Origin of the sequence: Novosphingobium decolorationis, from assembly GCF_018417475.1 — a bacterium.
Lineage (GTDB): Bacteria > Pseudomonadota > Alphaproteobacteria > Sphingomonadales > Sphingomonadaceae > Novosphingobium > Novosphingobium decolorationis.
In genome coordinates, this window is record NZ_CP054856.1 from 2,022,384 (window position 1) to 2,047,307 (window position 24,924).

The following is a 24,924-nucleotide window of genomic DNA, read 5'->3' on the forward strand; positions in this document are numbered from 1 at the left end:
CTCGGTCCGTCGCGCATCGAAAGGAACGACGATGAAAGCGGCTGTCTACGATCATAACGGTCCACCGGAAGTCCTTCGCTACACGGACGTGCCCGACCCCAAAATTCGTTCGCGGGATGTCCTGATCCAGGTCGAGGCGATATCCGTTGAGGGCGGAGACCTGATCAACCGTCGCAGTTCGCCGCCGGGGCACCCCGCATATGTCGTCGGCTATGCCGCAGCGGGCACGGTGGTGGCGATCGGTGACGCGGTCACGGACCGCAAGCCCGGCGACCGAGTTACCTCATGGGGCTTGGATGGATCCCACGCCCAACTCCGCGCAGTTCCGACAGATCAGACTTGGCTGCTGCCCGCAGGCGCAGGCGTAGCAGAAGCCGCGGCGATCCCGATCGGCTTCGGAACTGCCCATCATTGCCTGTTCGCGAGAGGGCGGCTCTCAAGCGGAAGCTCCGTCCTCATCCAAGGTGCAGCGGGGGGTGTCGGGGTCGCGGCAGTACAGCTCGCCCGCCAGGCCGGCGCGACCGTAATCGCCGTCGCTAGCGGTGAGGATCGCGTCCGCAGCGTCATCGAGCTCGGTGCATCGCGTGTAATCGACCATAACGTCGAATCGGTCGTGGACGTGGTCCGTGACCTCACCGGCGGCCGAGGCGTTGACCTCATCGTCGATCCGGTAGGTTCCACCTTGGCGACATCCCTCGCCGCGCTCCGCGACGAAGGAGTCTTGGTGTCCGTGGGCAATGCCGGCGGCGGGGCTCTGACAGTGGATTTTTGGCCAGCGGTGCAGCGAAATCAAACGGTCATCGGCGTATTCATGGGAACCGTCCTGTCACGTGCAGCGGTGCGCCAAACCATCGACATGATGCTCGCCGACGTTGCGAAAGGCAGTCTCACCGTGCCAATCGACAGAAGGTTTCCGCTCGCCGAGGCAGGGGCCGCCCATCGGTATGCCGAGGACAACAAGGTCCTCGGCCGTATCGTGCTGATCCCCTGACGCCGATTTCGCGCCCAACCGCTACCGAGCGCCCGCTGTCAGGCGATCGCGCCCGCGTCGGCGGTCAAGGTGGCGCCTGTAATTACACTCGCCGCGGGACTTGATAGAAACACGACCGCATTCGCGATTTCACTCGGCTTGGCGAAGCGGCCCAGAGACGTCAAACTCCGTTGGAAATCTGCCGCCGGGCCGTCTGCGGGGTTCGCGTCAGTATCCACAGATCCGGGCTGCACGAGGTTCACGGTGATGCCCTGCGGCCCGAGTTCACGTGACAACCCGCGAGTGAAGGACGTAAGCGCGGCCTTGGACATCGCATAGGCCGTTACGCCCGGAAATGGGACGCGTTCGCCGAGCCCCGACCCAATCGAGATTATGCGCCCCCCAGCGGAGAGATGCGGAATGGCGGCCTTCGCGAATAGCACTGGTGCTCGCACGTTGACGTCCATCAGCTTCTGATACTCGGCCACATCGAGGTCGGCGATCAGACCGGAATGGCCGATCGCCGCGCTATTGACGAGAATATCAAGACCACCGAGCGCCGAGACGGCCTCGCTCACGGCGCGCGTGATCGCATCCGGGTCTGCGCTATCGGCCTGTATGGCGACCGCGCGACGTCCGACACCATGTATAGCTTGAGCGACCTCGTCAGCCTTTTCGGCGGCGTGCTGGTAGGTGAACGCGATGTCCGCGCCGCTTTCGGCCAGCGCCAGCGCGATCGCGGCTCCGATGCCTCGCGAAGCTCCCGTAACCAACGCACGTTTTCCATTCAGATCGATCATATATTTGTCCTTTTCTACCATTTTGACGCTGCCGGTGGCGCGAGTCCGTATGATGCAAGGCGCGAGCAGTGTGCAGCTCAGTCTCAGCTCGTCATGTTGTGTGAAAGCTATCGCCGCCCGTCACGTCCGCCTCGCGCAAGTGCACGATTGGCGTCGGCAATTTGGTTCGGAGCCTCGTCATCGCTTCGCATTTCCTTGTCCTTGAGATAGGTCAGCGACAAGGAAACGGCATTCCCGATACTACCTTACCCTTGCCTGATCCTACCAAGTGACTAACTAATGGGTATGTTTGATCTCGAGATCGCGACCCGCCGCCTGCTTGACGATATCGCACCCCATATTGCTCCGCGTGGCGGGCTTGTTGGGCAGGCAACACCTGTTCCACGCTTGACGCTATGGACGAGCACGAGTGTCACGCCCCCCACAGCGGCGGTATTTGAGCCTATGTTCTATGCCGTCGCGCGTGGCGCAAAAGTCCTGACGATGGGCGCCAACCGTTTCGAGATGTCGGCCGGCGACTGCGCTGCGTCATCCTTTGGGCTGCCCTATTCTCATCAGCTCATTGGCGCGACGCCGTATGCTCCGTATGTCGGCATCAGCCTCCATCTGGACGTCGATAGGCTCACAAGGGTCGTACTCGACATGCCTAAACATCAGGAGCGATGGACATGCGCGGTAGCGGCGGGCGATCTGGGTGGCGTGGTCGGCGAAGCGTTCACGCAGCTCGTCGGCCTTGTGAACGCGCCTGACGACATAGGGGTGCTCGCGCCACTCTACGAAAGCGAACTCTATTATCGTCTCCTGCAAAGCGCGATGGGCGGTACGCTACGTCAGATCGTGGAGCGGAACGATCGTGTTCGGCAAATCAAGGCGGCCGCAGACTGGCTAGGCGCCCATAACGACGAACCAGTGATCATCCAGGAATTGGCAGCAAGCGCAGGCATGAGCGTGACTTCATTTCATAGGCACTTCAAGGCTGTTACCGGATACAGCCCGCTCGCCTTTCAGCGTCAAATGCGCCTTCTCGAAGCTAGAAAGTTGCTTGTGGCTGGCAGCACCAATGTGGCGCGTGTTGCATTCGAGGTGGGCTATCAAAGCCCGGCCCAGTTCAGCCGAGAATACAAGAACATGTTCGGCAACTCACCGCTGATCGATCTGCAGCGCTGACCTGACCTGATGATGTTCAGCAGGAACAAATGCTGAGAAACCCGGGTCCTCGCGTGCAACGGGACGGTCGAGACACGTATTTCGCCGTCCGTCAGAAATCATTGCGCAAGGAGGTAGAGCTGTTTCTCTCGGTAGTCCCAGACAGTCTTGAAATTCCGCAGGAAGACAAAACCGAGTTCGAGTTCTGTATCTTCGGTAATTCCAACCGGCGCTGCGCTGGCCGACGCGCCCTCTTCGACCTCGATGCCCGGAGCGCTGACGTCGATCCTATCGGCAATCCGAACAGTCGCTAGGTCGAATGTGTCCGGGTTTTCCGTTGAGCTTAGCTGACCACCGTCAAGCAGGCGCCGTCTTTTTTCCTCACCGATATTCAGAGACCCATACATGCCGGTGTCCAGGCTGACGATCGCATCCACATCGCCGATACGCGCCCGTATCAAAGGGATGTTGGGGAGCTTCCGGGTTTCGAACGGCAATGCTGCAACGAGCTTTTCGCCACCCAGAAATCTGTCAGGACCTTCTTCGTAGAAGGTTACTTCTAAATGCTGATAATCAAGTTTCATAGCGTAGCTGGAGAAAAATCCGTAGCCGATCCAGCCTAAAAAATCTGGCGTGATCTTCTCGAGCATACGCGCGTCCTGGCTCCGCACGCTGGTTACGCGCGGATAGTCGATATCCCCGATACGAATCTTCCGGACCTCAGAATGGAGGCGCACATCGTAGGTCTGGCCACTGCCGAAATGACCGGTGCCTATCTTGCTTCCCCCAACTAACGGCACCCGATGATCGTTGATCACAAGGGCATCCTGCATACCGGTGTCGAGCATGAACTTGCCCCTCACACCTGCGATCTCGCCCTCGATGAAGGGAAACTCCCGGACCATGACAAGAGGCAGTGTAACTGTCTTGCCGGCCAGCCGCATTTCCGGAGCGCGGTCTGATTTGGTTGAGATTGGAGGATTGGCGGTCGCAGATAGAGGTGTCACCAACGCTACCAAGAGCGACAGCTGTATCGCTTTACATCGCATGATGACTTTCAGATTGGCCGATAATCCTGATTGAGGGCCCTCATCGGAAGTAGTGATGGCCGCTTTAATCTCCAATTGCATTTTTCTGGTCGCTTTCGTTCGTCGGCATTGTTGGCTGGTTCACTTTCCACGTGAGTGGCCGTCCGGCTCTTACAACACTCGTTCATTCCCGGACTCGCGCGCGAGCGTGCCCACTAGCGGTTCGGGCCGGGGCTGAAGGAGCAGCCGATCGCTTCCTGACATGGCGTCTCCCTGGACCTGCTCGGAAAGGCGCTCATCGTCGCGACGGCGGATATCTTCAGCAACGTCAGCAATCTCAGCCTCGGGAAAGCCCAGCACGCGCAGACCTTCAGCGCCCTGAGAACGGCGGAGCAATATTCGACCACGGTAGCGGCGGGATAGTCCTGCTGCGGGCGGCGTAAAAGTCGTCCACCTTGAAGCCTTTCTGCCGAGTCAGGGAGGTGTGGGGATCTACAGCGTGGAACTTTATCTTCAGGTCCGTCTGGCTTGCGCGGATGGCATGAGCCAACGGGCGGCGGCGAAGCGTTTCAATGTGTCGCGCGAAACGGTACGCAAGATGCTGTCGTTTTCATCGCCGCCGGGTTACCGGCGCCAGTCCGTACCGCAGCGCCCGAAGCTGGACGGGTTTGTGGCGATCATTGATGGATGGCTTGAGGGTGACCGCAGTGTCCCGCGCAAGCAACGCCATACGGCGAAGCGGGTATTCGACCGTTTGCGCACCGAGCATGGTTTCACCGGCGGCTATACGATCATCAAGGATTACATCCGGGAGCGCGAACAGCGCAGCCGGGAGATGTTCGTGCCGCTGGCGCACCCTGCGGGAGATGCGCAGGCCGATTTCGGGGAAGCGCTGGTGGAGATCGGCGGGGTGGAGCAGAAGGCCTACTTCTTCGCGCTCGATCTGCCGCACAGTGATGCCTGCTATGTGCGGGCCTATCCGGCGGCGGTGGCGGAGGCCTGGGTGGACGGACACGTGCATGCCTTCGCGTTTTTCGGCGCGGTACCGCGCTCGATCGTCTATGACAACGATCGCTGCCTTGTGGCGAAGATCCTGCCCGACGGCACGCGGCAGCGTGCCACGCTGTTCAGCGCTTTCCTGTCACATTACGTGATCCGCGACCGCTATGCTCGCCCGGGCAAGGGGAACGAGAAAGGCAATGTGGAGGGGCTGGTAGGCTATTGCCGGCGCAACTTCATGGTGCCGATCCCGAAGTTCCCGACCTGGGAGGCGTTCAACCTGTGGCTGGAGGAGCAATGCCGCAAGCGCCAGCAGGACAAGGTGCGCGGGCAGAGCGAGACGATCGGTGAGCGCTTGGAACGCGATCTCGCGGCCATGCAGCCTCTGCCCGCTACACCCTTCGAGGCCTGCGATCAGAAAGGCGGGCGGGTCTCCTCGCAATCCCTGGTGCGCTACAGGACCAACGATTATTCGGTTCCGGTGGCCTGGGGCCATCAGGAGGTCTGGATCAGGGCCTATGTCGATGAGGTGGTGATCGGCTGCCGCAGCGAAGTCATCGCCCGTCATCCTCGTTGCTATGCCCGCGAGGAGGTTGTCTTCGACCCGCTCCATTATCTCCCGCTGATCGAGCAGAAGATCAACGCATTCGACCAGGCTGCGCCTTTGCAGGGCTGGGACCTGCCCGAAGCGTTCACGACACTGCAGCGGTTGATGGAAGGGCGCATGCACAAACATGGCAAGCGCGAATATGTGCAGGTACTGCGCCTGCTGGAAACGTTCACCCTCGCCGATCTCCAGGCGGCGGTCGAACAGGCCATCGATCTTGGCGCCATCGGCTTCGATGCCGTCAAGCACCTCGTCCTGTGCCGGATCGAACGCGTACCGCCCAGGCTGGACCTGGACGTCTATCCCTTCCTGCCACGCACCACGGTCGAGAAGACCTTTGCCAGAGCCTATCTGAGCCTGCTCTCCGACCGGCAGGAGGCCGCATGAGCGATCAGGCCCCGGAGATCCTTCTCGCTCACCATCTCAAGGCGCTCAAGCTGCCTACGTGCCTGCGTGAGCATCACAAGCTCGCGCGGCAATGTGCCGCTGAAGGCGTCGATCATATCCGCTTCCTCGCCCGCCTCGTCGAGATGGAAATGATCGACAGGGAGCGTCGCATGGTCGAGCGGCGCATCAAGGCCGCGCGCTTCCCCGCCGTCAAAAGCCTCGACAGCTTCGACTTCGCCGCCATCCCCAGGCTCAACAAGATGCAGGTGCTCGAGATGGCGCGCTGCGAGTGGATCGAGCGGCGTGAGAACGCCATCGCTCTGGGGCCATCAGGCACCGGAAAGACGCACGTAGCGTTGGGGCTCGGACTGGCAGCATGCCAGAAAGGACTGTCGGTGGGCTTCACCACCGCGGCAGCGCTGGTCAGCGAAATGATGGAGGCCCGCGACGAGCGCCGTCTTCTGCGCTTCCAGAAGCAGATGGCCGGATACAAGCTGCTCATCATCGACGAACTGGGCTTTGTGCCGCTCTCCAAGACCGGCGCCGAACTGTTGTTCGAGCTGATCTCCCAGCGTTACGAACGCGGCTCCACCTTCATCACCAGCAACCTGCCCTTCGACGAATGGACCGAAACCTTCGGATCTGAGCGTCTCACAGGCGCGCTCCTCGATCGCCTGACCCATCACGTCAGCATCCTCGAGATGAACGGCGAAAGCTATCGCCTCGCGCACAGCCGGGCCCGCAAGGCCAAAACCAGACCCTGAAAATTACACCAATGCCGGGGGGAGTGGCCCTCGGGCTACGCCCTCACGCCACTCCCCCCGGCATGTAACACGATGGCCTGGTTTTACGCCGCCGAATGGCCGACTTTTGCTCCGCCGTTGACAGTGCGGGCCGCGTCCGGTCTGCGAGAGTATCGGGAGAGTTTGAACTTATGAGTTCATCAGCCTTTAAAGGCGCGGATGTGTCCGATCGCCTGGATCGCGCGATAGACAATGCTCTCGCCGACAATCGTTTGGTGGGAACGGTCGTGATCGTCGCCCGGGGCGGCAAGATCGCCTATCGCCGCGCGGCGGGATTTGCAGACCGTGAATCGCAAAAGCCGATGCAAACGGATAGCATTTTCCGATTTGCATCGGTGACCAAACCCTTTGTCACCGCCGCCGTGATGCGCCTGATCGAGGATGGTGTTGTGAGGCTGGACGATCCAGTGACGCGCTTCCTGCCCGACTTTCAGCCGCGCCTGTCCGATGGATCGGTTCCGGTCATCTCGATCCGCCATCTGCTCACGCACACATCGGGGCTCGGCTATCCGTTTCAGGAAGGGAGCGATGGCCATTATCGTCGCCTCGACGTCTCCGACGGGTTGGATCAACCGGGATTGTCGCTATCCGAGAATCTTCGGCGCCTGGCTGCCGCCCCGCTTACCGCCGCACCGGGGTCGGGTTTTCGCTATTCCCTTGGCATGGATGTGATGGGAGGGGTGGTTGAGAGCGTTACCGGTGGTTCGCTACGCGATGCTGTGCGCAAACTGGTCACGGATCCGCTGGGTATCGTCGATACCGGCTTTGCCGTTGCGGATGTTGAGCGGCTCGCGACGAATTACTTCAACAGCGAATCCGTTCCCGTCCGCATCACGGACGGCATGGTAGTGCCTCTGGATGCCTTCAACGGGTCGCTAACGTTCGCGCCGAGCCGTATCCTGGATCCAAACTCCTATCCGTCAGGCGGGGGTGGGATGGTGGGGACTGCGGGCGACGTCCTGCACTTTCTGGAAACCATCCGGCTCGGGGGTGGTCCGATCCTGAAGCCTGAAACAGTCGAGATGATGGCGACCGATCAGCTCGGACCTCAGGCTGCGGCCTGGGGGCCGGGTTGGGGCTTCGGCTTCGGCTGGGCAGTGCTTGCAGATCCGCACGCCGTCCCGTCGCCGCAGTCTCCCGGAACGCTTCACTGGACCGGCGGATACGGCAATAGCTGGTTCATCGATCGTGCAAACGCGCTGACGGTCGTGGCCATGACCAACACGGCCTTTGAGGGTATGTCGGGGAAGTTCGTGTCCGACATCCGGGACGCCGTCTACAACTGATCCCCGCAAGGAATCCGCGACCGGCCGGCGTAAGCCGGCCGCGCCGCAGCGAAAATGCGGAGGCGCCGCGTCGATCGCGGCGGCCAGATCACAAATCGTTGCGGTGGCTCCAGTCGATGATCCCGTCGATACAAGCGCTGACATGTTCGGGCTGGCCCTGGTAGAAATGGGTCGCGCCCTTGATGCTCACAAATTCCTTGTTCGCAACGGTGAGCGCGTTGTGAATGATCGGATTATGGCTCGCGGGAACCGCGTCGTCCGCTTCATTCTCGATCTGCAGCACAGGGGTCCGATGGATCTTTGTCGCGTTAACGGCAGCCTTGGAGTTGGATAGGTCGTAGGACCATTGCGACAGCCACGAGCGCAGGGTTGAGAATCGCGCCAAACCAGCGGGTCCCACGTTCACCGTGCGTGGATTGCCAAGATAGGATGCCCCCGGCGCGCGTCCATTGGGGTCGATCGTCGGATCAATCCAGCGCACGTCGCACATCGTGCGGTGCGTGACGAAGGCGCGTTCGGTTTCGCCGTCGTTGCGACGACGGAGCGTGGCAAGCATTTCCTCGGCCCAGGCGGTAATTCTGCGATTGCGGGCCCGCTGCCTCTCGCGGAAGGCGGCGATGAAGTCAGCGGTGAATGGTGGTTTGTTCGGGCAGTCCGGACTATAGATATCGAATTCGAGATCGCGCGTGTCCGGGTCGAATTCGTCGATGACGGAGGGGTCAAGCCATTCGGTCAGCACTTCCGCCCGGCTGAGGTGGGCGGCGATGAGGACTATTCCGTCAACCCGCTGCAGCCGCGCTGCTGTCAGGTCATAAAGGTCGCCGGCGGGCGTGTGGGTGATTGTCGGATGTTCAGACTGGGCCGCATAAAACAGCGATAGCGAGCCGCCGCCCGACCATCCCACCAGGATCACCTTTTCATAACCCAGCGACTCGCGCGCGTGGCGCACCCACTGGCCCATGTCGTAGGCGACCTTTTCCATAATCAGCGCACTATCGTTTCTCGGGTAGCGACTCGACGCGCAAAGTACGTGCAACCCCGCATCGGCAAGCGCCTCAGGCATTGGGAGCAGCTGGACCGTGGCTGTGGGGTGCATGAACAAATAGACCGCCTTAGATGGCCGCGCTCTCTGCCGGAACAGCTGGCCTTCCAGCTCGGTCGTGCCCTCGGCGCCCGCAAAACTGTAGGTCTCCGTCATCCCCGGTTGATCGCGGAAGCGAACGATTTCGGGAAGGCGATCCCATAGCGCCTTTGTCGGCAATCCTCTCTCCATGGCCATATCCTTAGTTATCCAACTATAATTGCGTATTACCGTACTCCAGTCAAGGTGTCAACGGCGGTCGGATTCCAGGCCATGATGGCGGAGTAAAAGCAGGCCATTGAAGATGAGCGCGGATGATATGCAAAGGGCCCCGATCGGGGCCCTTTGCATATTTGCCGTTTTGCGGCGGGTCAGTCGGTGGCGTGGGCGGGAGTGGCCTGGTTTTGCTCCGCCCCGGCAGCGCGGCGGCGGTGGGCGGACTGCTTGAGGCGGTAGCTGTCGCCGTTCATGGTGAGGATGCTGACGTGGTGGGTGAGCCGGTCGAGCAGCGCTCCGGTGAGCCGCTCGGACCCCAGAACTTGGGTCCAGTCCTCGAACGGCAGGTTGGAGGTGACGATCGTCGATCCCCGCTCGTAACGCTGCGAGAAGGTTTCGAACAACAGTTCCGCGCCCGTGGGCGAGAGCGGAACGTAGCCCAGTTCGTCAACGATCAGCAGCTTCACGGCGGCAAGGTCGCGCTGCATCTTGAGCAACCGCTTTTCGTCGCGGGCTTCCATCAACTGGTTCACCAGCGCCGCGGCGGTGGTGAACGCGACGGTGAAGCCCTTCTGGCAGGCCGCCAGGCCCAGCGCGAGCGCGACGTGGGTCTTGCCGGTGCCGCTGTTACCCAGCGCGATGATGTTTTCCCGCCGCAGGATGTATTCGCAACGCGCCAGCTCCAGGACGAGCATCTTGTTGAGGCTGGGGATGGCCGTGAAGTCGAAGGTATCGAGGCTCTTCACCGCCGGGAACCGGGCGGCACGGATCCGGCGCTCGACCGTGCGGCGTTCCCGGTCGATCAGCTCCAGTTCGATGAGGCGCAGCAGGTAGCGGGTATGATCGACGCCATCACGCGCGCATTCCCGGGCCAGCTTCTCATACTCGCGCAGTACCGTCGGCAGCTTGAGCTGCTTGAGGTGATGCGTCAGCAGAACCTGAGGCGTGCCTGCCGTGGTGCCGGCCGGCATCTTGTCGTCCGTTGCCCTGCTCATGCTGCCAGTTCCGGCAGGAGCGTGGCATAGTCGGCGGCGCGGGTCGTCTTTACCTCCATCTTGGGTAGGTGCGGATAGGAGGCCAGATCGAGCCGGGCGGGTCTGCGCTCGATGCGCGCCAGCGCGATCTGCTTGACCGCATCGAAGCCGATCGCGCCGATATGGATCGCCTCGTTTATCGCCAAGGTGACCACCTCCATCGGGATGGCCTCCAGAAGACGCAGCACCTGGATGAACTCGCGTTTGCCCTTGTTGCCCATCCGCGCCTCCAGGAGGTGACGCAGATGCTGGAACACCTCGGGCAAGTCCCAGCCCTGCAACGCGGCAGCTTGGTCGAGTGCTCCTGGCTTGGTCTCGATCAGCGCCAGATAATGGAGCGGGTTCGCCACGAACATGGCCTCGCCATAGCAGCGCGGGTGACGGGCGATCTCCTCGCTGCCGCACAGGATGACGACCTGATCGACGAAGCCCTTCACCACCACGTCCTGGAAGCCGTAGCGGGTCGGAACCGAGTAGTCGTTGGTCCGGTAGCGCACCAATGCTGTCGACGATACGCGGGCGATCCGCGTCTCGCACGGCTCGAACGTCCCTGACGGCAAGGGACGCATCGCAGCCAGGTCGGCCACGAGCCGCTCGCCGATCGTCTGGCTGTGCCGTCCGGCCCGCTCTTCCTGCCGAGCGCGGCAGCGGCGTTCCAATTCCGCGTTAAAGTCGTCGTAGCTCGCCGCCTGCGGGATCGGCACCATGAAGTGTGTCCGCGCGTGCTTGACCAGCCCTTCGACCTTTCCCTTGTCATTGCCCTTGCCGGGGCGCCCGAAGCGATCGGTGAACAGGTAGTGGCTGACCAGTCCGGTGAAGGCCTGGGTGCGCTCGCGCTTGCCGTCACCGCAGATCTTCGCGACCGCGATCTTCGTGTTGTCGTACAGGATCGAGCACGGCACGGCGCCGAAGAACGCACATGCCGAAACGTGCCCGTCGAGGAAAGCCTCGGTCGTCTCCGCCGGATAGGCCTTCACGAAGCAGGCATCCGACTGAGGCAGGTCCATGCAGAAGAAATGCACCTTCTGCCGGACGCCGCCGATCACCCCCACCGCCTCGCCAAAATCCACCTGCGCGTGGCCCGGTGGATGCGCCAGCGGTACGAACGTCTCGCGGCTGCGCGCTCGGCACTGCCGAACGTAATCCTTCACCACCGTGTAGCCACCGCCATAGCCATGCTCGTCGCGCAAACGCTCGAATATCCGCTTGGCCGTGTGCCGCTGCTTCACCGGCGCTATCCGGTCCTCCGCCAGGATCCGGTCAATCACCGGCAGCAACGGCCCCAGCTTCGGCTTCGCCACCGGCTTCGTGCGCGTGTAGCCCGGCGGCAGCGAGAACCGGCACATCTTGGCAATCGTATCACGGCTCAGGCCAAAGACCTTCGCCGCCTCACGCTGACTGTTCCCTTCCACAAACACAAAACGGCGAACCGCTGCGTAGACCTCCACGGCAAACATCCCTGGCCGCTCCAAAAAGAGCAACCTTATCCAATGGCCGGTTTTTACACCGCCGCGCTCAGCAAAACGCCGGCGCTCCATTGGCCTGGTTTGTCACCGCCATGCACAGCCGTCACTTCGGCCACCACGGGCGTTTTCCACGGCCTCACCATTTCGGGAGGCGGGCTTTCCTGCTCTACCTCGTCTGACGTGCCGTTCACGATCATGAAGAACGGCAACGCTGCAACGTCGTTCTTTTTCAACTCGGTGAACTTCGGAAGCGGCTGCAACTACAACGCCAATCTCAACACGGGCGCTGCTTTGACCGTCACGCCCTAATCGAAGCTAACAGGGGGGCGGGGCAACCCGCCCCCTTCTGCCGCCCGCGCCGATCGCGACGGCAATTCGGTTCAAAAGGCCACACGAACCGATCCTGCATAGCCGGCACGCGCGATCGAGCGCGCCACCCAGCTATAGGACTGACAGTGGATTCCATCGCGGCGCGCGCGAGCCCACGCCAGATCAATCACGAGATCGCCCCACCGTTTAGCGACGTTTTCGATCGCGGCCGTGGCGCGGCGATCATAGGGCAAAAGCCAAACGACCTTGCCGACCTGGAGCTTGCCCCGGATCGCGTTGAGATTGTCGGCGAGGTGCGGATTGCCGGCATCATTCGCGCCGGCCGAGATCACGGCGCTACCATAGGAACCCGCAGGCGTCCGATCGAGGATCGCGGCCGAGCCGATCCCGGCCCTCGCTACGACCGTGCAGCGGTTGCCGAGCGCAGCCCGCACCGCAGCGGCCGTGCCGTCCGCGTGACTATCGCCAAGGATCAGGCAGGACGCGAGCAGCATCACCGAAATTCGCCTCTATTGCCGCCGCAAGCATGTCTTGCGCGGCTATTTCAGCCGACGCCGCTTCCAGATCGATTTGGAAATATTCGGTTGGAAGCGGCATCGTTCGCGCGATCAGAAAATAGCGCAGGACCGCATTAGCTCCCGGCGTTCGCGCCCAGCGCCGCAGTGCCGGCGTATCCTTGAATCCACCCGTCGAGAGCATTTCCAAGACCGCCCGATTGATATCGTGAGCGTCGAGGATCAGTGGCACGTCACCTTCCGTTGCGTGCGGGGGCCAAGAGCCGCCCACCGTCATTCCTCCACGGCCGCGATCGAGCGCGGGACGTATCCGGAGGGATTGTAGGAAACCACCCGGATCGGCGACGAATAGGGGTTCATGCTCCCGGCCTTCGGAGAGGCCCGAGGAGCGCGCTTCGCTACGGCCGCCACCCGAACAGGCGAGGCTTGGGGAGTCGGCCTCGCAGCGATGACAGGGGCGGTTGTGACCGGCGCATTATTCACCGTCGCGATCGTCTGAGGCGTCACGGTCAGAGTGTCATAGGTATGGAAGCGCGACGACAGCCAGCTACCCCATTGGTGTGCATAGACCATGATCGCCGCCCGATAAGGGGCGTTGTGGATCGGCGTTCGCGAGTGGTAATTCGCCACCCGCGTCCAGATATCGCCGCGATCGTTTTTGATGTGTCCGCGCAGCCGCCACGCCGCCAGATCGTAGGAATAGCAGCCCGGTTGCGCCACGTCCGCCGTCCCGATCCCGTAGCGCGCGAGCGTGCGAATATAGGCGGTGTTGAACTGCATCGAGCCGATATCATAGGTCGCGTTGGTGTTGCGGACCCATTGCCCCGGCTTGCCGCCTTCCTTTTGAGCGACGGCAAGGATGATGTTGGCAGGCACGCCATACTTGGCCGCCGCGCCGATCGAGCAGACGACCTTTTCATGGATCGCGGGCGGGATATCCGCTGGCATCATGGATTATTCCCCCGATTCACAAACTCGGAAACTTCATTGCTGGCGTCCACACGAGTTGAGGGGTTGCTACCCCGCTGACTTCCCGAGATCGCGTCGCCGCCAAACCCGCCGGGGTCCGCGCCGATCGCTTCCGAAGGGCCGCCGTCGCCATCGAGCGCGCCGCCGTCAGAGCCACCACCACCGAACGAGCCCGAACTACCGGACGAATAGGAGCCGATCGGCGAGGTTGTTGATCCATACGAGCCGAACTCGCCGCCGCCAGTGCCGCCCGAGCTTCCACCGCCACGCGATCCCCCGCGGGCTCTGTTGCAAAAATCGTGAAGCTTGAGCATGCTTGGCGGAGATTGGACGGACGGAACGATGACGGATTTCAAGTGGCGCCATTTCCAGGGTGATGTGATCCTGTGGGCGGTGCGCTGGTATTGTCGCTATCCGATCAGCTATCGCGACCTTGAGGAAATGCTGGCGGAACGCGGCATTTCGGTCGACCATACGACGATCTATCGCTGGGTCCAGTGCTACGCCCCGGAGATGGAGAAGCGGCTGCGCTGGTTCTGGCGGCGTGGCTTTGATCCGAGCTGGCGCCTGGATGAAACCTACGTCAAGGTGCGGGGCAAGTGGACCTACCTGTACCGGGCAGTCGACAAGCGGGGCGACACGATCGATTTCTACCTGTCGCCGACCCGCAGCGCCAAGGCAGCGAAGCGGTTCCTGGACAAGGCCCTGCGAGGCCTGAAGCACTGGGAAAAGCCTGCCACGCTCAATACCGACAAAGCGCCGAGCTATGGTGCAGCGATCACCGAATTGAAGCGCGAAGGAAAGCTGGACCGGGAGACGGCCCACCGGCAGGTGAAGTATCTCAATAACGTGATCGAGGCCGATCACGGAAAGCTCAAGATACTGATCAAGCCGGTGCGCGGTTTCAAATCGATCCCCACGGCCTATGCCACGATCAAGGGATTCGAAGTCATGCGAGCCCTGCGCAAAGGACAGGCTCGCCCCTGGTGCCTGCAGCCCGGCATCAGGGGCGAGGTGCGCCTTGTGGAGAGAGCTTTTGGCATTGGGCCCTCGGCGCTGACGGAGGCCATGGGCATGCTCAACCACCATTTCGCAGCAGCCGCCTGATCGGCGCAGAGCGACAGCCTACCTCTGACTGCCGCCAATCTTTGCAACAGAGCCCACCAGCTTCATTGACGGCGCCTTCCTTCCGGCCGGGGACGGCTTCGAGCTTCCCGTCTTCGATCCGACCAGTGGCCAGCAGGCGAGCGCGCTGCGCGAGGCCGATGCGGCTGAAGTCGATGCGGCGGTCAAGGCCGCGCGCGCGGCGTTCGGGCCGTGGAGCGCGCTTGGTAGCGAGGCGCGCAGCAATGTGCTCCAGGCCATCGATGCCAAGCTGCGCGCGCACGGCGATGAGCTTGCCGAGCTGGAAGCGCGCACTTCGGGCCTCCCGATCTCGGGCGTGCGCCCGCTGATCGACCGCGCCGCCGAGAATTTCAAGCGCTTTGCCGAGGTCGCCAGCATGATGGCGGGCGAGACCTTCCAGCAGAACGAGAAGTACCTCACTTACACCACCCGAGAAGCCAAGGGCGTTGCCGCGCTCATCGCGCCGTGGAACGCGCCGCTGGCGCTGGGCTCGATGCGCCTTGCGACCTGCATCGCCTTTGGCAACACCTGCGTTCTGAAGCCGTCCGAATACACCCCCCAGTCGACCCTGCGCATGGTCGAGCTGATGCACGAGGCGGGCCTTCCCAAGGGCGTGGTCAATGTCGTCAACGGCCGGGGTAGCGTGACCGGGGAAGCGCTCACCACCCACCCGGACATCGACATGATCGGCTTTACCGGCGGAACCACCACGGGGCGCCGGATCATGGCGGCGGCGGGCGAGCGGCTGACCCCGGTGACGATGGAACTGGGCGGCAAGTCGGCGGCCATCGTCGCGCCCGATGCGGACCTGGAACGCGCGCTCGACGGCACGCTGCTCGCCATCTACGCCAGCAACGGCCAGCAGTGCCTGGGCGGCTCGCGCATCCTTGTCCACGAATCCATCGCCGAGGAATTCATCGCCGCCTTCGTCGCGCGCGCCAAGGCCATCCGCATCGGCGATCCGTGCGATCCGGCGACCGAGATGGGCCCGCTCGCCTTCGAGGCGCACCGCGCGCACGTGCAGCACTACCTGGAAGTGGCGCGCGAGGACGGGGCCGAGATCCTGCACGGCGGCACCGCTCCCGAAGGCCGTACACAAGGCTGGTTCATGGAGCCCATCGTCGCGCGCGCGCCCAGCAATGCGGCGCGGATCTGCCAGGAGGAGATCTTCGGGCCCTTTGCGACGTTCCTCACCTATTCCGACCTCGACGAGGCGATCGCGATGGCCAACGCTTCCGACTTCGGCCTTGTCTCCTATGTCTGGACGCGCGATCTGGCGACGGCCATGGCCTGCAGCGCGCGCATCCGCGCGGGCACGATCTGGGTCAACACGCCGATGATGCGCGAATTGCGCGCGCCGTTCGGCGGCTACAAGGAATCGGGCATCGGCCGCGACGGCGCGCGCCACTGCGCGGACTTCTTTACAGAGGCCAAGACCACCTCGATCCCGCTGGAGGATACGCCGATCCGCCGTCTCGGCGCCTGATCCGCAAGAGACGCAAGAAAAAGGGCCGCGCCCGCGCCGTGTCGAAGGTGCGGGCGCGGCCCTTTTCGTTCGGGTGGCTCAGTAGTCGCCGAACTCGTTGGTGTCGGGAAAGACCGTTTCCTCACAGCGCGCCAGCACATAGGCGTGGCCTTTGGCATAGCCGTTCATGCGCACCATGAGCGCATCCTTGCGCGTGACCCAGATGTCGAGGTCGCCGTCGATGTCGCCCGTGCGCCACAGGAAGCGGTGGCACGCGAAGGTGCCCGCGGGCACGTGCATGTCCTCCTCGCCCAGGTACTCGACCGGCATCTCGACCTTGCGGCCATGGCCCATCGTGCCCCCGTTCCAGGTGAGCGAGGTGGTGAGCAGCTCGATGGTCTGGACGCCGGGTACGCTGCGGTCGAGCTTCATCAGCTTCCAGCCTTCCGCCGCGGTCGGGTGGTAGCCCAGCACCTCGCGCGCGGCCTCGAAAGGGAAGGCGGAGACGTCGATGGGCGCGCCGTCGGGGCCGAGGACGACAGAGGTGACTTCGCCGCCGGTCACCTGGCGCACCACTGATCCCGCATAGCGCCCATCCGCATAGAGGCGCGCAAAACCGTCGCGCGGGGTGAAGTCGGCCTCCACTGTCTGCATGACCTGGCGCACGATGGAATTGCCCGGAAAACGCGAGAGCGTCATCGCCGTGCGCGACCCGTCCGGGTTGCAGGTGAGGATGAAGTCCTCCCAGTCCGCCGTGCGCTCGGGCGCATCGAGGGGATGGGTGACGTACGAGCCGGTGATGCGTGTGAAGGGCATGTGCGCAACAGATCGCGCAAGGGCATGGCGATCAATTCTGCAGCGCGCCGATGTTCGCGCGGCGAAGGAAGGGAGGCATGCAGGAAGCCGATTTCCAAGGGGCCATCGCCCCTTGACCCCAAAATCGGCGACCTCACCTTTCTCGATCCAGGATGGCGTGAGAAAGGTGAGGTCGACAGTTCGGGGAGCCCGAGGGCGATGGCCCTCGGATTCTCGTTCTCTGATTGCCTTGTTATTTCTTGAAGTCTTGGTTGACCGTCTCTCAGGCCGCCGTTTCGCTCGTCGGTTCGGTCTGGCCGGCGTAGGGCACCTCGCGCCCACCGAAGCGGCGCACGCGGATGTTGGCCTGTTCGCCGTGCCCGGCAAAGCCTTCGAGCGCGCACAGGCGCGAGCAGTAGTCGCCGATCAGCGCGGAGGCCTCGTCGGTCTCGATGCGCTGGTAGGTGCAGGTCTTCAGGAACTTGCCGACCCACAGGCCACCGGTGTAGCGCGCGGCCTTCCTGGTGGGGAGGGTATGGTTGGTGCCGATGACCTTGTCGCCGAAGCTGACGTTGGTGCGGCTGCCCAGGAACAGCGCGCCGTAGTTGGTCATGTTGTCGAGGAAGTAGTGGGGATCGGCGGTCATCACCTGGACGTGCTCGGAGGCGATCTCGTCGGCGATTGCGACCATTTCCTCGGTGCTGTCGGCCACGATGACCTCGCCGAAGGTCTCCCAGGCCTTGCGGGCATGCTCGGCGGTGGGGAGGATCTGCAGGAGGCGCTCGATCTCGGCCATCGTCTCGCGCGCGAACTTTTCCGAATTGGTCAGGAGGACGCCCGGGCTGTCGGGGCCATGCTCGACCTGGCCGAGGATGTCGGTCGCGGCGATCTCGGGATCGCAGCCCACCTCATCGGCGATGATCAGCGTCTCGGTGGGACCTGCGAAAAGGTCGATGCCGACACGTCCGAACAGCTGGCGCTTGGCTTCGGCGACGAAGGCGTTGCCCGGGCCGACCAGGATATCGACCGGATCGATCGAGGCCGTGCCGATGGCCATGGCGCCCACCGCCTGGATGCCGCCCAGCGCGTAGATCACGTCGGCCCCGGCGAGCGCCTGTGCGGCGACGATGGCGCGGGCCGGGCGGCCCTGGAACGGCGGGGCGCAGGTGACGACGCGCTTCACGCCCGCAACCTTGGCGGTGATCACCGACATGTGCGCGCCGGCCAGCAGCGGGTACTTGCCGCCCGGCACGTAGCACCCGGCCGAGTTGAGCGGGATGTTCTTGTGCCCGAGGACAACGCCGGGAAGCGTCTCGACCTCGACGTCCTTCATCGAGGCGCGCTGGACCTGCGCGAAGTTGCGCACCTGCGTCTGCGCGAACTCGATGTCCTTGCGCTCCTGCGGGGTCAGGCTGTCGACGCAGGCCTCGATTTCGGCGTCGGTCAGGCGATAGTCCTCGCGGTCCCAGCCATCGAAGCGGATCGACATGTCGCGCACGGCGGCATCGCCGCGCTGTTCGATGTCGGCCAGCGCGGCTTCGACGATATCGCGGACCTTGCGGTCGGCATCGGCCCGCGTCTCGGCGCTTGCGCCGCGCTTCAGATACTGCGCCATCTTCACTCTACCCTTCGTCATGTGTCGTCATGGATGAGGCCGACTTGGCGCGGACCGGGCCGTGCGGGAACGCTGCGTGGCGCAGATGTCCATATCGCGAAAAGATGGACCGTTCGCGGCATGGAAGGGGGAGAAGGCTCAGGCCTTCTCCAGCCGCTCGATGATCGGGCCAAGCACGTCCGCGATGAGCTTCTCGCGCATCGCGCGGCGGGCATCGTCCTCCTCGGGTGAGAGCGTCAGGCTCTCGATCCCGCTGGCGAGGGCAAGGCCCTGCGCGTCCAGCACCTGTTCCATCGCGCGCATGCGTTCGCGCGTGACCGAGAGTTCCATCGTCAGCGTCACCATCGAACGCAGCATCTGGTCGACGATGGGGTTCTCAAGAAAGGTGACGGTGCGGTCGCCGGGCTTGGGGCCTGCGGGAAATGCATCCTGTGCCGGGGTATCTGCCGGGGTGGTCATGGCTTGCGCCCTCCGAAGAAGAAATAGGTGGCCGCGCCGGCGCTTTCGTAGTCGGCAAAGGCGTGGTCGGGATCGAACCCGGCGCGGGCCAGTTCGGCCATCATGTCGAGCTCGACGAAGCCGGTCCAGAAGGGCTCGCCGTTGTGGCGCACCTGCCAGTCGTTGGTGGCCTGCTTGATGAGCGGGATGCGGTGCGCGTGGTAGGGCACGTCGAGATGCAGGACGAGGCCGCCCGGCTTCAGGAGGCGCCAACATTCCTTGAGGATCTCCTGCGTCTGTGCCGCGGTCGTCTCGTGGAACATGATGATCGAGGTGATGAAGTCGACGCTCTCGTCGGGAAGGCCGGTGTCCGCCGCGTTGGCCTCGCGAAAGTCGATGGCAAGCCCGTTCGCCTCGGCCGTGCCATGGGCAAAGCGCACCAGCGGGCGGGCGCACTCCAGCCCCATGACTTCGGCCTGGGGCCAGACCTTCTTGTAGGCGTGGGTCTGCTCGCCCGTGCCGCAGCCCATGTCGAGGACGCGGGCGGGCACGAGGTCCGGCGCGCGGCGCTGGGCAACTTCGGCCACGAACTGGCCCAGCGTGTCCTTCTCCAGCGAGCCGCGCGCGGACATGCCCTTGGCGCTGCGGTAGAGTTCGACCGTGCCGGTGTAGTTGAGGCCCTGTTCGATGTCGTCGGCGCGGCGTTCGCGCCAGTAGCCGCCGGGCTGGCGGTGGATCTCGGTGGTGCTGACCGGGGCGCGAACAACCAGCTCGTCGCGCAAGCTCACGCTGCCGCCGGCCGGGCGCGCATCGCGCAGCTGCCGGTAGGTTTCGATGCGGTCCTCGATGATGCGGTCGGTCGTGTCCTGCACCGCGTCCCACATCAGGTTCTGGCTGTGGAAGGTGAGCGCGGACCAGGTCTGGAACAGCGGGTCGTTCTCAACCGCGGCGACCGCGTCCTTGCGGGTGGCGGGAGGGGCGCCGTGGGCGGCCTCGTAGGCCGGGGCCAGGGTTGCATCGAAGCGCCGGTCGAGCGCGGCCTCGACATCGAAATTGATGAACTTCTTGAAGCCGCCGATGAAATTCTGCCGGGCGGTCTCGTCGTGGTTGGGCGTGAACGCGAAGTCGCGCGCCGTGAAGGTGTCGTTCTGGGCCATGAAGGAAGTCTCGCGCAGGAGGTCGCCCTCTGCAATGTGGGGGCGTGCGCTGTTCGCGACATGAACATCCTATGCGCATCTCGCTTATGCATTTTTCGTATATCAGGTCGAATAATTCGACTGGAGTTTCGATAGCTCTCTGGCAGCAAGGGCACTCAGCCATTGCCAGGGAGCAGCCATGTACGCGGATATTCAGGACGATCTGGAGATCGTCGGCATCGTCAACCACCGTCCCGGATCGGTGGCGAGTGGACCGCTAGGGCGCGATTTCGATCCCGCCTATATCCGCAAGGCCGCGCTGGAGCAGGAAGCGGCGGGATATGACCGGGTGCTGATCGCCAACGCTGCGGTCATGCCCGAGAGCTTTGCCATCGGCGCGCACCTCTCGGGCGTGACCTCCAAACTTGGCTTCATGATGGCGCATCGCCCGGGGCCGGTGCAGCCCACTTATGCCGCGCGCCATCTCGCAACGCTCGACCGCCTGAGCGAGGGCCGCGCGGCGGTCCACGTCATCGCCGGGGCCGATGACCGCGAAGTCCAGGCCGACGGCGCCTTCAACACCAAGGAAGAGCGCTACCGCATCGCCGCCGAATACGTGGAAGTCATGCGCCGCGTCTGGTCGAGCGAGCAGCCGTTCGACTTTGACGGCGAGTTCTACACATACCGTGACGCCTTTGCGATGGTGCGCCCGCACGGCGGGGCCATGCCGGTCTACTGGGGAGGCACCTCGGACCTGGCGCTCGACCTGTGCGGCAAGGTCGCCGACGTCTACGCGCAAGGGGGGGACACCTTTGAGGGGGCGGGCGAGCTGGCGCGCAAGGCGCATGCCGCGGCCGCGCGGCACGGGCGCGACATCAAGGTGCTGATGACCATGGTGATCCTCCTGGGCGAGACCGAGGATGCGGCCTGGGAGCGTGCGATGAAGCTGGAGCAGCAGGTGACCGAGCGCATCGCGGGCGGTGAGCGCGGCATCGTCATGGGCAAGCACGACAAGGACGAGGACAAGGCCGCCGCGGGCGCCTTCCAGCGCATGCTGGCGCAGTCCAAGGAGGGGGACCGCCTCGACCGCTGCCTGTGGACCGGGCTCAACAAGGCCTTCAAGGGGCGCGGCAACAATTCGGTTCTGGTCGGAACGCCGCAGCAGGTCGCCGACAGCCTGATGGAATACCGCCGCCTTGGCATTACCCGCTTCCTTCTGCGCAGCCCCGAACAGGACACCGACGCTGCGCTCATCGGGCGCGAACTCGTACCCGAATTGAAGGCACAGATGGCCGCGGCCAAGGCGGCGCTGGCATGAGCGGCATCGCTCCCTACATCATGGCGCTGTGCCGTCCGGCGACGGGCAGTGTCTTTGGCGCGGACGGCATGCCGCTCGACGGCGCGCTCGACGCCAACATCGCCATCGCCTGCGACGCCATTGCGCGCGCGGCGGGCGAGCACGGCGCGCGCCTGGTCGTCTTTCCCCAGTTCGCGATGACCGGCTACACCCCGCTTGGCCCCGAGGCCTGGCTGGGCGCGGCGGTCACCTTTCCGGGACCGGAAATGGAGCGGCTGGGCGAGGCCGCGCGCAAGGCAGGCGTCTATGCCGCCGTGCAGATTGCCGAGAAGCACGCGGCCTTTCCGGGCCGCTACTTCTTCTCGGTTGCGGTGCTGACGCCCGAGGGCGAGATTGATCTGGCCTACCGCAAGAACTACTCGCTCTCGCTGCGCACCAGCCCGGTCGACGTCTACGACCGTTTCGTCGAGACCTTCGGGCACGCGGCGTTCCTCCCCGTCCTCGACACGCCGATTGGCGGGCTGGGCGTCACCATCGGGGCCGAGCCGCACTGGCCCGAACCGATCCGCGCCATGGCGCTGAAAGGTGCAGAAGTGATCCTCAATCCGGTCGCCGCGATGCAGGGGATCGACTACCTCAACCGTCCGGGCGCAGAGCTCTGCCGTCCGGTGCGCGCCTTCGAGAACGCAGTCTACTTTGGCATGGCAAACATTGCGCAAGGGGAGCTGGCCTCGCAGGCCTGGGATTATGAAGGACGTCCCATCGGCGCGGCCGTGAGCGAGGAATTCCACCTCTCGACCATCGACATCGAGGCCTTGCGCCGTGCGCGCAGCCAACCGGCGGGCAACCTTCTTGCCGGAATGCTGCCCCAGATCGAGGAGGACCGCAGCGCGCTCACGCTCTGGCCTTCCAACGCCTTTGGCGATGCGCCGCCTGCAGGCTTTGCGGCGATGATCGCGGTCGAAACGCAGGTGCGCGAGCGGTTGCAGGCGCTGGGCCGCGACCACGCCCCCGCGCCCGAGCCGACGTCCTAGCCAAGGAAGCTTTCGACCACCGCCTTGCGCCTTGCGGCAAAGGCGGGGTCGGAGGCGGCAGGCAGGCTTTCATAGCGTGCGCCGGAGAGGGTGGGGGCCAGCTCGGCGGTGTTGGCGGCAAGCGGATCGTCGCTGGCCGCCATCATCAGCGTGGGCACGGGCACCATCGGCAGACGCTCGCGCACGGGCCAGGTGAAGGCGGCGTGGTAGCCCAGCGGGTAGGTCTCGTTCGCCTTCAGCAGTTCCAGCAGCCAGGCGTGGAGCGCGGGCGCGGGCATGATCCCGGCCTCGCGGCGCCCTTCGCGCGTGCGGTTGTACCAGGGCCAGAAGCTGCACTGGTCGCGCAGGAACTGGAACGCGCGCGACAAGTACGCGCCGTCCAGATCGGGCGTGAAGGCGGGCGCGTAGTTGGCCATCAGGCTTTCGAGGAACGCGCCTTCGAACAGGCCCACTCCGTCCAGCACGAGATGGGCGACGCGCCCGGGCTGGGCGATGGCGATCTCGGCGGCGATGCACGCCCCGGTGTGCGAGCCATAGAGGTCGAACTCCTCCAGCCCCAGCGCGTCGAGCGCGGCCAGCGTGGTCGCGGCGAAATCGCGCGCATCGGGAGCCGCCAGCGGGTGGGGCGAGCTGTCTCCGAACCCGGCGGTGTCCGGCGCGATTACGCGGCGCCCGCTCGCCAGCTGCTCGATCAGGGGCACCAGCTGGCGCGAACTTCCCGGCGAGGCGTGAAGGAGGACGAGCGGGCGGCCCGTGCCTTGCACTTCGCGGTAATGGACCTGGCCGAACGGCACGTCGACGAAGCCACGGCGCACGGGCGAAGCGGGGGAATTCGAGGACATGTGCAGGTTCTCCTAGCCGGTCTGGTCCCGGGTGTACCGGGCTAGGTTCGGGGTAGCGCGGCGCATGCAGTCAGGACAGGCGCGAGCAGGCAAATGGCCGTCAGGAGAAGACGCGAGTGTCTGCGTCAGCCGTGCGCGAGCGTGATCACGGTGCCCATGAAGGCCAGCCCCGCGCCGCTGGCCACGGCCGTCCTGAGCCGGCCTTCGCCCGCCGCGCTGCGCGGCCACAGCTCGAACAGGCCGATATAGAGGAAGCTGCCCGCAAACAGCGCGAGGAGCAGCGCGAAATGCGCCTCGCCCATCGGCAGGAGCTGGCCCAGCCCAATGCCCAGAAGCGGGGCGAGCGAGTTGGCAAGCAGCCAGCGCGGCGCGGTGTGCGCATGGCCATGGGCCAGGCTGAGACCCGCCATGTTGGCCCCGTCGGCGAGATCGTGCGTGAGCACGGCGGCGGCCACGATCCAGCCTGTCGTCGGCGAGATCTGGAAGGCAAGGCCGATCCCTACCCCGTCGAGCAGGCTGTGCGCGAGGAGTGCGATGCGCCCCGCGCTTCCCTTGGGGGCCGCGGTTTCGGGCAGGTGATGCAGCAGCAGGCCTGCGCCAAGGCCGATCAGCGCCATGACAAGGACACTGGCCGTCGCGCCCGGCCCGGTCTGGCCGTGAAGCGCCTCGGGCAGGAGGTCGAAGAGGGCCAGCCCCAGCACGAAACCGCTGGTCACGCCGAAGATCAGCGTGCTTTTTCGCACGAGGCGCAGGGTAATCACTCCGCCCGCATACGTGGCGAACGCCGTCGCCAGGCCAACGAGGAGGAGCGAGAGTGTAGGGGAACCGGACATCGCCGCCATGTGATGTTGTCACATGGTAAATGCAAGAGCCTTGTGCCGCATCCTCATGGGCAAGATGGCAAGGGCTCTTGCGCGAATTACATCGTGGCGGTGCCCACCCTGGTCGCCGTGTCGGCGCTGGCAAGTTCGAGCGCCGGGGCGGCTTCGGCGTGCGGAGCCTCGGGGTAGATGAAACCGTAGACCGGGTTGTGGCGCGAGCCGAGCGCGCCGATGGGGGCGAACCAGATGCGCACTTCGCTCCAGTCGCCCGCGTCCGACACGTCTTCGGCGAGGACCCCGCGCTCGATCATGCCCGGGCGCGACCAGTTGGCGTGGTTGAGAAGGACATGGCGCGTGTCGACGACCTTGGACACCACCGCGACATGGCCCAACGGCATGTCGTGCGAGGGGGCCATGGCCATGACCGCGCCGACTTCGGGCTCACCGCCGCGTGCGTAGGTGTCTGCGGCCTGCTTCCACCAGGTGCGCGCATCGCCGTGGATCGAAATGCCCGATTGCTCGCGGGCATAGGGTACGCACTGCAGGACGTGGGCCGAGGCCGGAAGCGCGGTCAGGGCAAGGGCGGTTCCCAGCAGCGCGGACAGGGCCTGTGCGAGGCGGCCCGAGACAACTTTTGCACCCGCCTTGCGCGGCGCCGGCGAGAATGTGCGGCGCAGTGCCCCCGTCAGGAATTTCATGAACGACCCTTGAATTTGCGA

25 protein-coding genes are annotated in these 24,924 nt (G+C 64.3%); 10 read left to right on the top strand and 15 right to left on the bottom strand.

The window, feature by feature from the left end; genetic code table 11:
* Positions 1 to 31 precede the first annotated feature (31 nt).
* Positions 32 to 991 carry a quinone oxidoreductase family protein gene (locus HT578_RS09340; protein ID WP_030540911.1) on the top strand — a complete coding sequence of 320 codons (960 nt, stop codon included), beginning with the start codon at positions 32 to 34 and terminating at the stop codon, positions 989 to 991.
* A gap of 38 nt (positions 992 to 1,029) precedes the next feature.
* On the opposite strand, the gene HT578_RS09345 is transcribed toward HT578_RS09340, so the two are convergent.
* Positions 1,030 to 1,770, bottom strand: coding sequence for an SDR family oxidoreductase (locus tag HT578_RS09345; RefSeq protein WP_030540912.1), 741 nt, complete (start codon positions 1,768 to 1,770; stop codon positions 1,030 to 1,032).
* Between the two features lie 285 nt (positions 1,771 to 2,055).
* Here HT578_RS09345 and HT578_RS09350 point away from each other — a divergent pair, with 285 nt between their 5' ends.
* The gene (locus HT578_RS09350) at positions 2,056 to 2,937 is read left to right on the top strand and encodes an AraC family transcriptional regulator (RefSeq protein WP_030540913.1); all 882 of its coding nucleotides are present in this window, start codon (positions 2,056 to 2,058) and stop codon (positions 2,935 to 2,937) included.
* A gap of 98 nt (positions 2,938 to 3,035) precedes the next feature.
* Here the strand turns inward: HT578_RS09350 and HT578_RS09355 are convergent, their stop codons facing one another.
* Entirely contained in the window at positions 3,036 to 4,046 is a 1,011-nt protein-coding gene (locus tag HT578_RS09355; protein WP_125723805.1) for a pepsin/retropepsin-like aspartic protease family protein, read from the bottom strand.
* 397 nt (positions 4,047 to 4,443) lie between these two features.
* Between HT578_RS09355 and istA (HT578_RS09360) the strand changes: the two genes are divergently transcribed.
* From istA (HT578_RS09360) to HT578_RS09370, 3 genes are all read left to right on the top strand, one after another.
* Positions 4,444 to 5,937 carry an IS21 family transposase gene (gene istA, locus HT578_RS09360; RefSeq protein WP_213504232.1) on the top strand — a complete coding sequence of 498 codons (1,494 nt, stop codon included), beginning with the start codon at positions 4,444 to 4,446 and terminating at the stop codon, positions 5,935 to 5,937.
* Positions 5,934 to 6,701: an IS21-like element ISSsp5 family helper ATPase IstB gene (istB, locus tag HT578_RS09365; RefSeq protein ID WP_007686288.1), complete on the top strand. Its 768-nt coding sequence runs from the start codon at positions 5,934 to 5,936 to the stop codon at positions 6,699 to 6,701. The genes istA (HT578_RS09360) and istB (HT578_RS09365) overlap by 4 nt, the downstream gene beginning before the upstream one ends.
* Positions 6,702 to 6,871: 170 nt before the next feature.
* Positions 6,872 to 8,026 (top strand): serine hydrolase domain-containing protein, encoded by a 1,155-nt coding sequence (locus HT578_RS09370; RefSeq protein ID WP_130754871.1) that lies wholly within the window; start codon positions 6,872 to 6,874, stop codon positions 8,024 to 8,026.
* An 88-nt stretch (positions 8,027 to 8,114) separates the two neighbouring features.
* Here the strand turns inward: HT578_RS09370 and HT578_RS09375 are convergent, their stop codons facing one another.
* The 3 genes from HT578_RS09375 to istA (HT578_RS09385) form a co-directional block, all read right to left on the bottom strand.
* Positions 8,115 to 9,299: an alpha/beta fold hydrolase gene (locus tag HT578_RS09375; RefSeq protein ID WP_095687544.1), complete on the bottom strand. Its 1,185-nt coding sequence runs from the start codon at positions 9,297 to 9,299 to the stop codon at positions 8,115 to 8,117.
* Between the two features lie 179 nt (positions 9,300 to 9,478).
* On the bottom strand, positions 9,479 to 10,294 hold the full coding sequence (istB, locus tag HT578_RS09380) for an IS21-like element helper ATPase IstB (RefSeq protein WP_037556858.1): 816 nt from the start codon (positions 10,292 to 10,294) through the stop codon (positions 9,479 to 9,481).
* A 20-nt stretch (positions 10,295 to 10,314) separates the two neighbouring features.
* Positions 10,315 to 11,814, bottom strand: a complete 1,500-nt coding sequence (gene istA / locus HT578_RS09385; protein WP_184081891.1) for an IS21 family transposase — start codon at positions 11,812 to 11,814, stop codon at positions 10,315 to 10,317.
* Between the two features lie 33 nt (positions 11,815 to 11,847).
* Here istA (HT578_RS09385) and HT578_RS09390 point away from each other — a divergent pair, with 33 nt between their 5' ends.
* Positions 11,848 to 12,132 carry a hypothetical protein gene (locus HT578_RS09390; protein WP_213503726.1) on the top strand — a complete coding sequence of 95 codons (285 nt, stop codon included), beginning with the start codon at positions 11,848 to 11,850 and terminating at the stop codon, positions 12,130 to 12,132.
* Positions 12,133 to 12,203: 71 nt separating this feature from the next.
* Here the strand turns inward: HT578_RS09390 and HT578_RS09395 are convergent, their stop codons facing one another.
* The 3 genes from HT578_RS09395 to HT578_RS09405 are packed head-to-tail and all read right to left on the bottom strand — an operon-like array spanning position 12,204 to position 13,619.
* Positions 12,204 to 12,647: a hypothetical protein gene (locus tag HT578_RS09395; RefSeq protein ID WP_213503727.1), complete on the bottom strand. Its 444-nt coding sequence runs from the start codon at positions 12,645 to 12,647 to the stop codon at positions 12,204 to 12,206.
* The gene (locus tag HT578_RS09400) at positions 12,613 to 12,900 is read right to left on the bottom strand and encodes a hypothetical protein (RefSeq protein ID WP_213503728.1); all 288 of its coding nucleotides are present in this window, start codon (positions 12,898 to 12,900) and stop codon (positions 12,613 to 12,615) included. Before HT578_RS09400 ends, HT578_RS09395 begins: the two co-directional genes overlap by 35 nt.
* Positions 12,901 to 12,941: 41 nt before the next feature.
* Complete coding sequence (locus HT578_RS09405) at positions 12,942 to 13,619, bottom strand: transglycosylase SLT domain-containing protein (protein WP_213503729.1); 678 nt, start codon at positions 13,617 to 13,619, stop codon at positions 12,942 to 12,944.
* Between the two features lie 360 nt (positions 13,620 to 13,979).
* On the opposite strand from HT578_RS09405, the gene HT578_RS09410 reads away from it, so the two are divergent.
* Positions 13,980 to 14,744, top strand: a complete 765-nt coding sequence (locus HT578_RS09410) for an IS6-like element IS6100 family transposase (RefSeq protein WP_015449415.1) — start codon at positions 13,980 to 13,982, stop codon at positions 14,742 to 14,744.
* 64 nt (positions 14,745 to 14,808) lie between these two features.
* Positions 14,809 to 16,248, top strand: coding sequence for an aldehyde dehydrogenase family protein (locus HT578_RS09415; protein ID WP_277884200.1), 1,440 nt, complete (start codon positions 14,809 to 14,811; stop codon positions 16,246 to 16,248).
* A 78-nt stretch (positions 16,249 to 16,326) separates the two neighbouring features.
* Here HT578_RS09415 and HT578_RS09420 read toward each other — a convergent pair whose 3' ends face one another.
* The 4 genes from HT578_RS09420 to HT578_RS09435 all read right to left on the bottom strand — a co-directional run bounded on the left by HT578_RS09420 (position 16,327) and on the right by HT578_RS09435 (position 20,232).
* Positions 16,327 to 17,043: a hypothetical protein gene (locus HT578_RS09420; RefSeq protein ID WP_213503730.1), complete on the bottom strand. Its 717-nt coding sequence runs from the start codon at positions 17,041 to 17,043 to the stop codon at positions 16,327 to 16,329.
* Between the two features lie 262 nt (positions 17,044 to 17,305).
* A complete protein-coding gene (hisD, locus tag HT578_RS09425; protein WP_239026572.1) occupies positions 17,306 to 18,658 on the bottom strand; it encodes a histidinol dehydrogenase in 1,353 nt (450 codons plus the stop codon).
* 117 nt (positions 18,659 to 18,775) lie between these two features.
* The gene (locus HT578_RS09430; protein WP_213503731.1) at positions 18,776 to 19,096 is read right to left on the bottom strand and encodes a hypothetical protein; all 321 of its coding nucleotides are present in this window, start codon (positions 19,094 to 19,096) and stop codon (positions 18,776 to 18,778) included.
* Entirely contained in the window at positions 19,093 to 20,232 is a 1,140-nt protein-coding gene (locus HT578_RS09435; RefSeq protein WP_213503732.1) for a class I SAM-dependent methyltransferase, read from the bottom strand. Before HT578_RS09435 ends, HT578_RS09430 begins: the two co-directional genes overlap by 4 nt.
* A gap of 178 nt (positions 20,233 to 20,410) precedes the next feature.
* On the opposite strand from HT578_RS09435, the gene HT578_RS09440 reads away from it, so the two are divergent.
* Positions 20,411 to 21,529, top strand: a complete 1,119-nt coding sequence (locus tag HT578_RS09440) for an LLM class flavin-dependent oxidoreductase (protein WP_213503733.1) — start codon at positions 20,411 to 20,413, stop codon at positions 21,527 to 21,529.
* Complete coding sequence (locus HT578_RS09445) at positions 21,526 to 22,542, top strand: nitrilase-related carbon-nitrogen hydrolase (RefSeq protein WP_213503734.1); 1,017 nt, start codon at positions 21,526 to 21,528, stop codon at positions 22,540 to 22,542. Before HT578_RS09440 ends, HT578_RS09445 begins: the two co-directional genes overlap by 4 nt.
* Here HT578_RS09445 and HT578_RS09450 read toward each other — a convergent pair.
* The 3 genes from HT578_RS09450 to HT578_RS09460 all read right to left on the bottom strand — a co-directional run bounded on the left by HT578_RS09450 (position 22,539) and on the right by HT578_RS09460 (position 24,903).
* Positions 22,539 to 23,384, bottom strand: a complete 846-nt coding sequence (locus HT578_RS09450) for an alpha/beta fold hydrolase (protein WP_213503735.1) — start codon at positions 23,382 to 23,384, stop codon at positions 22,539 to 22,541. The two genes, HT578_RS09445 and HT578_RS09450, sit on opposite strands and share 4 nt — an antisense overlap.
* Positions 23,385 to 23,509: 125 nt before the next feature.
* Positions 23,510 to 24,217 carry a ZIP family metal transporter gene (locus HT578_RS09455; RefSeq protein ID WP_213503736.1) on the bottom strand — a complete coding sequence of 236 codons (708 nt, stop codon included), beginning with the start codon at positions 24,215 to 24,217 and terminating at the stop codon, positions 23,510 to 23,512.
* Positions 24,218 to 24,303: 86 nt separating this feature from the next.
* Positions 24,304 to 24,903, bottom strand: coding sequence for a CHAP domain-containing protein (locus tag HT578_RS09460; protein ID WP_213503737.1), 600 nt, complete (start codon positions 24,901 to 24,903; stop codon positions 24,304 to 24,306).
* Positions 24,904 to 24,924: the final 21 nt, after the last annotated feature.

Excerpts from the sequence above, each read along its gene's own strand:
- HT578_RS09430 (WP_213503731.1), bottom strand. The coding sequence starts at position 19,096 with ATGACCACCCCGGCAGATACCCCGGCACAGGATGCATTTCCCGCAGGC.
- HT578_RS09460 (WP_213503737.1), bottom strand. The coding sequence starts at position 24,903 with ATGAAATTCCTGACGGGGGCACTGCGCCGCACATTCTCGCCGGCGCCG.
- HT578_RS09420 (WP_213503730.1), bottom strand. The coding sequence starts at position 17,043 with ATGCCCTTCACACGCATCACCGGCTCGTACGTCACCCATCCCCTCGAT.
- HT578_RS09395 (WP_213503727.1), bottom strand. The coding sequence starts at position 12,647 with ATGCTGCTCGCGTCCTGCCTGATCCTTGGCGATAGTCACGCGGACGGC.
- HT578_RS09410 (WP_015449415.1), top strand. The coding sequence starts at position 13,980 with ATGACGGATTTCAAGTGGCGCCATTTCCAGGGTGATGTGATCCTGTGG.
- HT578_RS09375 (WP_095687544.1), bottom strand. The coding sequence starts at position 9,299 with ATGGAGAGAGGATTGCCGACAAAGGCGCTATGGGATCGCCTTCCCGAA.
- HT578_RS09370 (WP_130754871.1), top strand. The coding sequence starts at position 6,872 with ATGAGTTCATCAGCCTTTAAAGGCGCGGATGTGTCCGATCGCCTGGAT.
- HT578_RS09435 (WP_213503732.1), bottom strand. The coding sequence starts at position 20,232 with ATGGCCCAGAACGACACCTTCACGGCGCGCGACTTCGCGTTCACGCCC.
- HT578_RS09390 (WP_213503726.1), top strand. The coding sequence starts at position 11,848 with ATGGCCGGTTTTTACACCGCCGCGCTCAGCAAAACGCCGGCGCTCCAT.
- istB (WP_007686288.1), top strand. The coding sequence starts at position 5,934 with ATGAGCGATCAGGCCCCGGAGATCCTTCTCGCTCACCATCTCAAGGCG.
- HT578_RS09405 (WP_213503729.1), bottom strand. The coding sequence starts at position 13,619 with ATGATGCCAGCGGATATCCCGCCCGCGATCCATGAAAAGGTCGTCTGC.
- HT578_RS09345 (WP_030540912.1), bottom strand. The coding sequence starts at position 1,770 with ATGATCGATCTGAATGGAAAACGTGCGTTGGTTACGGGAGCTTCGCGA.
- HT578_RS09440 (WP_213503733.1), top strand. The coding sequence starts at position 20,411 with ATGTACGCGGATATTCAGGACGATCTGGAGATCGTCGGCATCGTCAAC.
- HT578_RS09350 (WP_030540913.1), top strand. The coding sequence starts at position 2,056 with ATGTTTGATCTCGAGATCGCGACCCGCCGCCTGCTTGACGATATCGCA.
- HT578_RS09340 (WP_030540911.1), top strand. The coding sequence starts at position 32 with ATGAAAGCGGCTGTCTACGATCATAACGGTCCACCGGAAGTCCTTCGC.
- HT578_RS09450 (WP_213503735.1), bottom strand. The coding sequence starts at position 23,384 with ATGTCCTCGAATTCCCCCGCTTCGCCCGTGCGCCGTGGCTTCGTCGAC.
- HT578_RS09445 (WP_213503734.1), top strand. The coding sequence starts at position 21,526 with ATGAGCGGCATCGCTCCCTACATCATGGCGCTGTGCCGTCCGGCGACG.
- HT578_RS09355 (WP_125723805.1), bottom strand. The coding sequence starts at position 4,046 with ATGCAATTGGAGATTAAAGCGGCCATCACTACTTCCGATGAGGGCCCT.
- istA (WP_184081891.1), bottom strand. The coding sequence starts at position 11,814 with ATGTTTGCCGTGGAGGTCTACGCAGCGGTTCGCCGTTTTGTGTTTGTG.
- HT578_RS09455 (WP_213503736.1), bottom strand. The coding sequence starts at position 24,217 with ATGTCCGGTTCCCCTACACTCTCGCTCCTCCTCGTTGGCCTGGCGACG.
- hisD (WP_239026572.1), bottom strand. The coding sequence starts at position 18,658 with ATGACGAAGGGTAGAGTGAAGATGGCGCAGTATCTGAAGCGCGGCGCA.
- istB (WP_037556858.1), bottom strand. The coding sequence starts at position 10,294 with ATGCCGGCCGGCACCACGGCAGGCACGCCTCAGGTTCTGCTGACGCAT.